Here is a 9869-nt window from a genome sequence, read left to right as displayed (position 1 = left end):
CCCCGCGCCGCGCCCCCGCCACCTAACCCCCACCCCCCCCCCCCCCCACAACCCTAAACACGCCGGGGGGGGGCGGGGGGGGGGGGGGGGGGGGGGCCCGGCCCCCCCCCCCCCCGCCGTCGGCCACGATCCGAGGGGACGTCCATGACCGCCGCTCCTTACCGCACCGACCTGCCGGGCCCCTCCGGGGACAAATACCTCGGCAATCTGCACGCCTTCTCCTCCGATCCGCTGGGCTTTCTGACCGACTGTTCGCGCCGGTACGGCGACGTGGTCCGGCTCGGCGAGAACAACGTGCTGCTGACCGACCCCGGCGACGTGGAGAAGATGCTGGTCGACCGGGACTCCTTGTTCTCCAAGGCCAGTGCGGACACCCGGCGCGGCTCGCGAAGGCAGGGCTTTCCGCACTCCACCATGAACAGCGACGGCGATCGGTGGAAGGCGAAACGGCACCGGCTGCAACCGGCGTTCGGGCGGTCGCTGTCCACCAGGGCGGCCGAAATCGTGGACGCCCAGGGCGAGAAGCTGCTGCGCACCTGGCGCCCCGGCCAGGCCCGTACGCTCCAGGACGACATCGCCGTGGTGACCCTGCGGCTGGTCACCCAGCTGATGTTCGGGGACGAGTTCAGCGATCGGGACACCGCCGAAGTGGCCCGGCTGGTGGCGCCCATCATGGACCTGTCGACCTCGCCCGTGCTGCTGCCCGAGTGGGTGCCGACCCCGCGCAAGCTGCGCATCCGCCGCTCGATGGCCCGCATCGACCGCACCCTGCACGCCCTGGCCGCCTCCCCCGCCGCGAACGACCCGGAGCGCGCCCCCGTGTTGCACGCCCTCGTCCACGGCGCCCCCGCCCCCTCACCCGAGGAACTCCGGGACGAGCTGGCCACCTTGATCATGGCGGGCTTCGAGACCACCAATGACGCGGTGGTCTGGACGAGCGTCCTGCTGGCCCGGCACCCCCGGATCGCCGAGCGGGTGCGGGCCGAGGCCGACGCCGCCTTCGCCACCACCCCCGCCGGGCTGTCCCGGATGGAGGCCCTGCCCTACACCCACGCCGTCGTCCGCGAGGCGCTGCGCCTCTACCCCCCGGTCTGGCTGACCAGCCGGGACGCGCGGCAGGACCTCGACTTCGGCGGCTATCTCATCCCCGCCGGGACCACCGTCACCGTCAGCCAGTGGGTGGCCCACCGCGATCCGCGCTTCTGGGAGGAGGCCGAGGCGTTCCGCCCCGAACGCTGGCTGGGCGGCGGCCCCTCCTCGGTGCCGCGCGGCTCGTACTTCCCGTTCGGGCTCGGCCCCCGCGTCTGTGTGGGAGCCGCCGTGGCCACCACCGAGACGGTCCACCTGGTGGCCGACATCTGGCGCCGCTTCCGGCTGGAGCTGACCACCCCGGACCACATCCACCCCCGCCCGGCCCTCGCCCTCCAGCCGGTCGGCGCCGAGGTGGTCCCGCGCCCCTGGTGACCCTCATACGGGTGAATGCCGCCTGCTCAGGCGCTCAGCTGCGGCAGTCGTCAGTATGATCGCCGGTATGAGCCTCGAACGTGTCACGATCACGATTCCGAGCGAGACCCTGAGCGCCGCCAAGGAAGCGGCGGACCGCGAGGGCATGAGCGTCTCGGCCTGGCTCTCGCGTGCGGCCGAGCGCGCGGCCAAGATCGAGGCAGGGCTGATCGCGGCGGAGGAGGTGCTGGCGGAGATCGGCCCGCCCACCCCGGAGGAACGGGCGTGGGTGGATGAATTCATGGACACGGTCACGAGGCCAGTAGCGGACGACGGCTCCGGTGCTGACGATCACGCGGCTTGACCGCGCACGTGCCGGGGGGAACAACGGATGACCGTACTGCGTCCTGTCGTCTATGACGCGGGGATGTTGATCGCCGCCGAGCGTTCCCAGACCAAGGCCTGGAGAGCTCACCGGGCCTATCTCACGGCGGGCGGTGTGCCCTTGGTGCCCGCGGCTGTGGTTGCCCAGGTGTGGCGGGACGGGGCGCGGCAGGCGCGCCTGGCGCACTTGCTCAAGGGGTGCGATGTGGCGGCCATGGACGAGACAGCGGCTCGGGAGATCGGGGAATTGCTGGCCCGGGCGGGAACGTCCGACCCGGTGGACGGTGCCGTCGCGGTGCTTGCCGCGCGGCAGGAGGCGATGATCGCCACCTCCGACCCCGACGACATTCGGCATTTGCTCGACCGGCTCGGCGGCCGGGGCAAGCTGGTAGCGGTGCAGCAGGTCTGACGGCCGGCTGCCGCGACCTCACGTACCCCACATCATGTTGGACAGGGCCACGAACAGCACGAAGGCGATCCCCACGCCCTGTACGGCCTTGCCCCAGCCGCGCATGGATTCGCCCCGCTTGACCGCCGAGCGCTGCGCGGAGAAGGCGAAGGCCAGCGCGATGAGGGCGAGGGGGCCGAGCACGATGGACAGCCAGTCGACTTGCACGGGGGTCATGGCGGAACTTCCTTACGTTCACCTCGGCTACGGGCGGCCCATCATCCGCGGGACCGCCCGGGACCCCTCCCGAGGAGCGATGTCTCCGCCTTCGCCGCGCGGCCGAACGGCTCGTTCCTAGGCGACCGTGAGCACGATCTTGCCTTGGATATGCCCTCGGGCGGCGCGTTCGTGCGCCGCTCGGGCATCCGCGAGCGCAAACGTGCTGTCCACCGCGACGCGGACCGTGCCCGCGTCGAGCAGGCGTCCCAGCTCGGCGAGTTGCGCGCCGTGCGAGCGGACCTGGGTGGACGTGACCGTGACGCCCAGCCTCGCGTTCTCCTCGTCGTCGAACTCGCCGAAGTACACCGGGTAGAGGGACCCGCCGCGCTTGAGGGTGCGCAGGAAGCGCCTGCTGTCGGGGCCCCCGACGGTGTCCAGGACGAGATCGACGTCATGGGCGGCCTCCTCGGGCCGCTCCTTGGTGTAGTCGATGAACTCGTCGGCGCCGAGCTCGCGCAGGAACGTCTCATGGGCGCCGGAGGCCACGGCGATGACGCGGGCCCCCTTCCACTTGGCCAGCTGGAGAGCGAGGTGCCCCACGCCACCGGCGGCGCCGTTGATGAGCACCGTGGTCCCGCCGCCGAGCGCCATCGGACGGTGCCGGGCCTCCTGGAACGGCGAGGGATGGTCGTGCCCGAGCTCGATCAAGAACTGCCACGCCGTCAACCCCGACATGGGCAGGCCGGCCGCGTGCACATGATCGATGGCAGCGGGCTTGCGGGCAAGGTCGGACGCCGGCGCGGTGACGTACTCGGCGTACGCGCCGCCCTGGAGAGCGGTGGGGAAGCGCAGCAGGCCGACCACCTCGTCCCCGGCCGCGAAGCCGGTGACGTCGGGGGCGACGGCCGCCACGACGCCCGAGACGTCGGTCCCCGGAATCAGGGGGAGCTCGAACGGGGGCTTGAGCTCGGGAGGTACGTCGGGCATTCCCTCGCGCGCGTACCAGTCGGGAGGGTTGATGCCGACCGCGTGCACGCGGACGAGCACCTCACCCGGCCCCGGCTGCGGAACCGGCACCTCCTCATAACGCAGCACCTCGGGACCGCCGAAGTCGTGCAGCCGGATCGCCCTCATCGTGTGTGTCGACATTATTTTCTCCCGCCCCTGCCAGGGGATACGCTGAACGGACCAGTGGTCCATATATCCGAACCACTGATCCGAATATATGGACCACTGATCCGGATAGTCAAGCCGGATAGTCAAGAGGGGCAGATGCGGGCCGACGCCAGGAAGAACCGTGACCACCTGCTCGCAGTCGCGGGCACCGTCCTCACCGAGCAGGGCGTCGACGCGTCGCTGCGCGACATCGCACGCAAGGCCGGTGTGGGGCTCGCGACGCTGCTCCGCCACTTCCCGACGCGCGAGGCGCTGCTCGAGGCCCTGCTCCACACGAGCTTCGACGAGGGGACGGCAAGGGCGGGCGAACTCGAGACGTCGAGCTCGCCCGAGGACGCGCTGGTGTCGTGGCTACGCGACTGCGTCGCCTGGACAACCGAGTACCGGGGCGTGACCGTGCTGATGGCAGCCGCCATCGAGGACACCGAATCCGCGCTCCACGCTTCGTGCGTCACCCTCCGCGCGGCCGGCACGCGGCTGCTCACCCGTGCCCAGGACGCGGGCGTAGCGCGGACGGACATCGATGGCACCGATCTGTTCGCGCTGATCGCGGCGCTCGCATGGCTCGGCGACCAACCCTCGCTGGCGCCACGTGCCGATCACCTCTTCGACGTTGTCGCGAGCGCGATCCTGACGAAATGACGTTCCCCAGGGCCGGTCTCGCCCTGGTCAGCGCAGGCAAGTCAGCGCAGGTCGCGGAAGAACGTCCGTACGTCGCCCACCAGCAGCTCCGGGACCTCCATCGCCGCGAAGTGACCGCCCGCCTCGAACTCCGACCAGTGGCTGATCGCATGCCATGGCTCGGCGAGGCGGCGGATCGCGGTGTCGCCCCGGAAGACCGCGACGCCGGTGGGGACCCCGGAGCGCTCGGGCGGTGCGCCCCAGGCCGAGGCGGCCTCCTTGTAGAGGCGGGCGGAGGGGCCCGCCGTGTTGGTGAACCAGTACAGGGAGACGTTCGTCAGGACCGCGTCGCGGTCGAGCGCCTCGGGCTTGTCGCCGTGGGCGGCGAACCAGTCCACGTTCCAGGCAAGTTGGCCGACGGGCGAGTCGGCGAGGCCGTAGGACAGGGTCTGGGGGCGGGTGCCCTGGATGGCGGCGTAGCCGGAGAGCTCGCGGTGCCAGCGTTCGAGACCGGCCAGCCGGGAGCGCTCGGCCGGGGTCAGCTCCCCTGACCCGGCCGGGGGGGGCGGGCCGGGGGGTGGGGGGGGCGGCCGCGCGGCGCCCGGGCTGGGGGGGGGGGGGCGGGCGGTGGGGGTTCCGCGCTGGCGCCCCGCGGGGGGCGCGCCCGCCCCCCCGCCCCCCGCGCCGCCCCCCGCCAGGTCCGCGGCTTGGCCTTGGGCACCTTGGCCTTGCGCACCGTCTCCCGAATGAGCGCGAGCTGCTCCCCCTCCGGCACCTCCGCCGGATCCCCCGGCCACTCGTTGTCCCTGCTCACAGATCAAGTCTTAGCAGACCGCACGGACAGGGACGCATGCGAAGGCCCGGACGCCGCAGGGGTGTCCGGGCCTTCGTCAGGATCCGTGAATCGAGCCGGGGCCTACAGACCCGCCGCCGCGCGGAGGGCGTCTACGCGGTCGGTGCGCTCCCAGGTGAAGTCGGAGTGCTCACGGCCGAAGTGGCCGTACGCCGCGGTCTGGGCGTAGATCGGGCGGAGCAGGTCGAGGTCGCGGATGATCGCGGCCGGGCGGAGGTCGAAGACCTCGGAGATGGCCTTCTCGATCTTCTCGGCGTCGACCGCCGCCGTGCCGAAGGTCTCGACGAAGAGACCGACCGGCTCGGCCTTGCCGATGGCGTACGCGACCTGCACCTCGCAGCGCTGGGCGAGGCCGGCGGCCACCACGTTCTTGGCGACCCAGCGCATGGCGTAGGCGGCGGAGCGGTCGACCTTGGAGGGGTCCTTGCCGGAGAAGGCGCCGCCGCCGTGGCGGGACATGCCGCCGTAGGTGTCGATGATGATCTTGCGGCCGGTGAGGCCGGCGTCGCCCATCGGGCCGCCGATCTCGAAGCGGCCGGTCGGGTTCACCAGCAGGCGGTAGCCCTCGGTGTCGAGCTTGATGCCGTCCTCGACCAGCTCGTTCAGCACGTGCTCGACCACGAACTCCCGAATGTCGGGTGCCAGCAGCGAGTCCAGGTCGATGTCGGAGGCGTGCTGCGAGGAGACGACGACGGTGTCCAGGCGGACCGCCTTGTGGCCGTCGTACTCGATGGTGACCTGGGTCTTGCCGTCCGGGCGCAGGTAGGGGATGGTCCCGTTCTTGCGGACGTCGGACAGTCGGCGGGAGAGCCGGTGCGCCAGGTTGATCGGCAGCGGCATCAGCTCGGGCGTCTCGTCGCAGGCGTACCCGAACATCAGGCCCTGGTCGCCCGCGCCCTGCTTGTCCAGCTCGTCCTCGTCACCCTCGACCCGGAGCTCGTAGGCGGAGTCCACGCCCTGGGCGATGTCCGGGGACTGTGAGCCGATCGACACCGAGACACCGCAGGAGGCGCCGTCGAAGCCCTTCTTCGACGAGTCGTAGCCGATGTCGAGGATCTTGTTCCGCACGAGCGCCGCGATCGGGGCGTACGCCTTGGTCGTCACCTCGCCGGCCACGTGCACCAGGCCGGTGGTGATCAAAGTCTCGACCGCGACCCGGGAGTGCGGGTCCTCCCGCAGAAGGGCGTCGAGAATGGTGTCGCTGATCTGGTCAGCGATCTTGTCGGGGTGACCCTCGGTCACAGATTCCGAGGTGAACAGGCGGCGGGACACATCGCTCCCTGGGGTTGCAGCGGCTGCTGGCTGATCATGGTCGGGACCGCGCGGGGGCTGCGCCCGATGCGGTTCCTGGGCCAGTTTATCCGGCACGTCCACCGGTCAAGCATCCCCGTCCCACAGAACGGGCAGGCCCGTGACCGGGAACATACCTTGCCTCAAGCCGAAATACAGCCCCACCCCGCCGTGGCGGGAATGTGTCATGAGCCCGATCGGCCGTGTCCTGGCCCCGTCGAGCCCGTCGGGATTGCCTGTCGGATCGCCTGTCGAGCCTGTCGGGATCGCCCGGCGGGCCCTGTCGGGATCGCCCGGCGGGCCCTGTCGGACGGGACCCGGCGAGCCCCGGGTCCGCGCTCAGCGCAGGCGGCCGGCCACCAGGTCCCAGACGGTGTCGGCGAGCGCGCCCTTGGGGCCGTACGGCACGGGCGTCTCGGTGCCGTCGGCGCCGAGCACCACGGCCTCGTTGGTCTCGGCGCCGAAGGTCTTGTGCTCCCCGACCTCGTTCACCACCAGCAGATCGCAGCCCTTGCGGGCCAGCTTCGCGCGGCCGTTCGCGAGCACATCGTCGGTTTCGGCGGCGAAGCCGACCACGATCTGGCCGGGGCGGGCGCGCTCCGCGGAGATCTCGGCGAGGATGTCCGGATTCCGTACCAGGGTGAGCGGCTCGGGCTCCTGGCCCTCGCGCTTCTTGATCTTCCCCTCGGCGTACCGCGCGGGGCGGAAATCGGCGACGGCGGCGGCCATGACCACGGCGTCGGCGTCCGCGGCGGCCTTGAGGACGGCCTCCCGCAGCTGTGCCGCGGTGCCCGTCCGCACCACGTCGGCGCCGGCCGGGTCGGGCAGCTCGCTGTTGGCCGAAACGAGCGTGACCCGCGCGCCCCGGGCGACGGCGGCACGGGCCAGGGCGTACCCCTGGCGGCCGGTGGAGCGGTTGCCGAGGAAGCGCACCGGGTCCAGCGGCTCGCGGGTGCCTCCGGCGCTGACCACGACATGGCGGCCGGCCAGATCGGCGGTGAGCGCCTCGGTGCCGCGGGCCAGCACCCGGCGGCAGACCTCGAAGATCTCCCCGGGGTCCGGCAGGCGTCCCTTGCCGGTGTCCACACCGGTGAGCCGCCCCACGGCGGGTTCGATGACGATGGCGCCGCGGCGGCGCAGCGTCGCCACGTTCTCCTGGGTGGCGGGGTGCTCCCACATCTCGGTGTGCATCGCGGGCGCGAAGACGACCGGACAGCGCGCGGTGAGCAGCGTATTGGTGAGCAGGTCGTCCGCCAGGCCATGGGCGGCCTTGGCGAGCAGATCGGCGGTGGCGGGGGCGATCACGACCAGATCGGCGGACTGGCCGATGCGGACGTGGGGCACCTCGTGGACGGACTCCCAGACCTCGGTCGTCGCCGGATGCCCGGACAGCGCCGACCAGGTCGCCTCGCCGACGAAGTGCAGCGCCGAGGCGGTCGGCACGACGCGTACGTCATGGCCGGACTCGGTGAGGCGGCGCAGCAGCTCGCACGCCTTGTAGGCGGCGACCCCGCCACTGACGCCCAGGACCACCTCGGGCTTGTCCATCGCTCGGCTCTCCCCACCAGGTACGTCGTATGCCGCGTCGGGCGTTACGTCCAGTCACGGTACGCCGGGCCGGCTCACGTACCCATGACACACCACGGGCCCGGCATCACTGCCGGGCCGGTGGCTCAAGCGATTCGAAACCTACTGAGCGGGGCCCTCGATGGCCTCGGAGGTCAGCAGGCCCGCGTTGATCTCACGGAGCGCGATCGAGAGGGGCTTCTCGTGGACGTGGGTGTCCACGAGGGGGCCGACGTACTCGAGCAGGCCCTCACCGAGCTGGGAGTAGTACGCGTTGATCTGACGCGCGCGCTTGGCCGCGTAGATCACCAGGCTGTACTTGGAGTCGGTGGCCTCGAGCAGCTCATCAATCGGAGGGTTGATGATCCCCTCGGGTGCGGTCATGGGAGAGGACACTCTCTAGCCTTCCTTATTTCGCCTGATGGCAAGAGTGAATCGAAGATCAAGCCACTCGCATCAAGGCTAGCAGCTCATTGGCCACGTCCTCGACGGAGGTATTGACCAAGGTCGTATCGAACTCTGACTCGGCGGCCAGCTCGGTCCTCGCGGCCGCCAGCCGCCGCTCGATCACCTCGGGCGCCTCGGTGCCCCGGCCGGTGAGCCGGCGCACCAGCTCCTCCCAGCTCGGCGGAGCGAGGAAGACCAGCTGCGCCTCCGGCATGGACTCGCGGATCTGCCGGGCGCCCTGCAGATCGATCTCCAGCAGCACCGGCTCGCCCGCACCGAGGCGGTCCATGACCGCCTCGCGCGGGGTGCCGTAGCGGTTACCCGCGAATTCGGCCCACTCCAGCAGCTCACCATTGGCTATGAGCTTGTCGAACTCCCCGTCGTCCACGAAGAAGTAGTGGACGCCGTCCCGCTCCCCCGGGCGCGGCCGCCGGGTCGTGGCGGAGACCGAGAGCCAGACCTCGGGGAGTTCCTTGCGCATATGGGCGACGACCGTGCTCTTGCCGACCCCGGAGGGGCCGGAGAGCACGGTCAGTCGCGGTCGTGCGGAGTGTGCTGCCATGAAGCGATTATCCAGGTTCCCGGGAGTGCCTGGAAACGCCGGGCCGGGGGTCAGCCGGCGGCGCCGCCGAACTCACGCTCGAGTGACGCGATCTGGTTTGAGCCCAGACCCCGCACACGACGGCTCTCGGAGATGCCGAGCCGCTCCATGATCTGCTTGGCGCGGACCTTGCCGACGCCGGGCAGGGACTCGAGGAGAGCGGACACCTTCATCTTGCCGATGACGTCGTTCTCCTGGCCCTGCTTGATGACCTCGTGCAGGGAGGCGCCGGAGTGCTTGAGTCGATTCTTGACCTCGGCGCGCTCCCGGCGAGCCGCGGCGGCCTTTTCTAGCGCGGCTGCGCGCTGTTCAGGGGTAAGGGGCGGAAGAGCCACGCCTACGTCACCTCGGATGTCGAACTGTCGGATATGGACCGGTGAGGAACCTAGTCGCCCCTCACCTGGGGAGCAACGCGCAACGCAGCAGCGCGTTCGCTCTCGTCGGAGACTAGCGGCCGATCCCGCTCCAGTCAGCGAGAACAGACGAAAAGTCCTGGTCAGACTCGCTCGACTCGGACATTTACGGACAAAGTAGCCGGGTTATTCGGCCACGGCACGCACTTCATCAGCCATTCGGGAGGCCGCCGCGACCAGCGACGCGGCGTCCGGACCGTGCCGGAGCACCCCCCGGCTGACGCTCGGCACGACATTTCGCACCGCCGCGCCGAAGACCGCCGGAAGATCGGCGGGGGTCGCGCCCTGGGCCCCGATGCCGGGGGCCAGCAACGGCCCGTCGATCGCCAGATCGGCGCCCAGCCGCCGCGCGGTGCCGCCGAGCGTGGCCCCGACGACGGCCCCGTACGAGCCGAGGCGGCCCTCGGCCGCCTCGGCGGCGTTCTCGGCCTTGAGCGCGGCCCACACGGCAGTGACAAAAAAACAACT

At 71.1% G+C, this 9869-nt stretch carries 12 protein-coding genes and 1 pseudogene; 4 read left to right on the top strand and 9 right to left on the bottom strand.

All coding sequences use genetic code 11. The features are described 5' to 3' along the window. The first annotated feature begins 144 nt into the window (after positions 1-144). The 3 genes from ACFXB5_RS09515 to ACFXB5_RS09505 all read left to right on the top strand — a co-directional run bounded on the left by ACFXB5_RS09515 (position 145) and on the right by ACFXB5_RS09505 (position 2236). On the top strand, positions 145-1464 hold the full coding sequence (locus ACFXB5_RS09515) for a cytochrome P450 (RefSeq protein WP_385204551.1): 1320 nt from the start codon (positions 145-147) through the stop codon (positions 1462-1464). Positions 1465-1531: 67 nt separating this feature from the next. Beyond that, positions 1532-1807, top strand: coding sequence for a hypothetical protein (locus tag ACFXB5_RS09510; protein ID WP_385204548.1), 276 nt, complete (start codon positions 1532-1534; stop codon positions 1805-1807). 27 nt (positions 1808-1834) lie between these two features. Next, on the top strand, positions 1835-2236 hold the full coding sequence (locus ACFXB5_RS09505; protein WP_385204545.1) for a PIN domain-containing protein: 402 nt from the start codon (positions 1835-1837) through the stop codon (positions 2234-2236). 18 nt (positions 2237-2254) lie between these two features. On the opposite strand, the gene ACFXB5_RS09500 is transcribed toward ACFXB5_RS09505, so the two are convergent. Both ACFXB5_RS09500 and ACFXB5_RS09495 read right to left on the bottom strand, forming a co-directional pair. After that, a complete protein-coding gene (locus tag ACFXB5_RS09500; RefSeq protein WP_385204542.1) occupies positions 2255-2452 on the bottom strand; it encodes a hypothetical protein in 198 nt (65 codons plus the stop codon). Positions 2453-2569: 117 nt separating this feature from the next. Beyond that, positions 2570-3583, bottom strand: a complete 1014-nt coding sequence (locus ACFXB5_RS09495; protein WP_385204539.1) for an NADP-dependent oxidoreductase — start codon at positions 3581-3583, stop codon at positions 2570-2572. Between the two features lie 123 nt (positions 3584-3706). Between ACFXB5_RS09495 and ACFXB5_RS09490 the strand changes: the two genes are divergently transcribed. Beyond that, entirely contained in the window at positions 3707-4252 is a 546-nt protein-coding gene (locus ACFXB5_RS09490; RefSeq protein WP_385204536.1) for a TetR/AcrR family transcriptional regulator, read from the top strand. A 41-nt stretch (positions 4253-4293) separates the two neighbouring features. On the opposite strand, the gene ACFXB5_RS09485 is transcribed toward ACFXB5_RS09490, so the two are convergent. From ACFXB5_RS09485 to ACFXB5_RS09455, 7 genes and pseudogenes are all read right to left on the bottom strand, one after another. Beyond that, complete coding sequence (locus ACFXB5_RS09485; RefSeq protein ID WP_385204533.1) at positions 4294-4629, bottom strand: hypothetical protein; 336 nt, start codon at positions 4627-4629, stop codon at positions 4294-4296. 518 nt (positions 4630-5147) lie between these two features. After that, positions 5148-6356: a methionine adenosyltransferase gene (metK, locus tag ACFXB5_RS09480; protein WP_201854542.1), complete on the bottom strand. Its 1209-nt coding sequence runs from the start codon at positions 6354-6356 to the stop codon at positions 5148-5150. 357 nt (positions 6357-6713) lie between these two features. Next, positions 6714-7922, bottom strand: coding sequence for a bifunctional phosphopantothenoylcysteine decarboxylase/phosphopantothenate--cysteine ligase CoaBC (coaBC, locus tag ACFXB5_RS09475; protein ID WP_385204531.1), 1209 nt, complete (start codon positions 7920-7922; stop codon positions 6714-6716). Between the two features lie 141 nt (positions 7923-8063). Next, positions 8064-8324 carry a DNA-directed RNA polymerase subunit omega gene (gene rpoZ, locus ACFXB5_RS09470; protein WP_020867048.1) on the bottom strand — a complete coding sequence of 87 codons (261 nt, stop codon included), beginning with the start codon at positions 8322-8324 and terminating at the stop codon, positions 8064-8066. A gap of 58 nt (positions 8325-8382) precedes the next feature. After that, the gene (gene gmk / locus ACFXB5_RS09465) at positions 8383-8949 is read right to left on the bottom strand and encodes a guanylate kinase (RefSeq protein WP_201854544.1); all 567 of its coding nucleotides are present in this window, start codon (positions 8947-8949) and stop codon (positions 8383-8385) included. A gap of 50 nt (positions 8950-8999) precedes the next feature. Then, positions 9000-9323, bottom strand: a complete 324-nt coding sequence (locus ACFXB5_RS09460; RefSeq protein ID WP_009713618.1) for an integration host factor — start codon at positions 9321-9323, stop codon at positions 9000-9002. 204 nt (positions 9324-9527) lie between these two features. Next, a pseudogene (locus ACFXB5_RS09455) lies at positions 9528-9869 on the bottom strand (orotidine 5'-phosphate decarboxylase); the annotation flags it as partial.

Origin of the sequence: Streptomyces sp. NPDC059455 (assembly GCF_042750115.1) — a bacterium.
Lineage (GTDB): Bacteria > Actinomycetota > Actinomycetes > Streptomycetales > Streptomycetaceae > Streptomyces > Streptomyces endocoffeicus.
Note: the sequence above shows the minus strand (reverse complement) of the source record. Positions and strands in the feature narration are given on the sequence as shown.

Bases quoted from the DNA above. Each gene is read 5' to 3' on its own strand.
- ACFXB5_RS09515 (WP_385204551.1), top strand. From the start codon at position 145: ATGACCGCCGCTCCTTACCGCACCGACCTGCCGGGCCCCTCCGGGGAC.
- ACFXB5_RS09510 (WP_385204548.1), top strand. From the start codon at position 1,532: ATGAGCCTCGAACGTGTCACGATCACGATTCCGAGCGAGACCCTGAGC.
- ACFXB5_RS09505 (WP_385204545.1), top strand. From the start codon at position 1,835: ATGACCGTACTGCGTCCTGTCGTCTATGACGCGGGGATGTTGATCGCC.
- ACFXB5_RS09500 (WP_385204542.1), bottom strand. From the start codon at position 2,452: ATGACCCCCGTGCAAGTCGACTGGCTGTCCATCGTGCTCGGCCCCCTC.
- ACFXB5_RS09495 (WP_385204539.1), bottom strand. From the start codon at position 3,583: ATGTCGACACACACGATGAGGGCGATCCGGCTGCACGACTTCGGCGGT.
- ACFXB5_RS09490 (WP_385204536.1), top strand. From the start codon at position 3,707: ATGCGGGCCGACGCCAGGAAGAACCGTGACCACCTGCTCGCAGTCGCG.
- coaBC (WP_385204531.1), bottom strand. From the start codon at position 7,922: ATGGACAAGCCCGAGGTGGTCCTGGGCGTCAGTGGCGGGGTCGCCGCC.
- rpoZ (WP_020867048.1), bottom strand. From the start codon at position 8,324: ATGACCGCACCCGAGGGGATCATCAACCCTCCGATTGATGAGCTGCTC.
- gmk (WP_201854544.1), bottom strand. From the start codon at position 8,949: ATGGCAGCACACTCCGCACGACCGCGACTGACCGTGCTCTCCGGCCCC.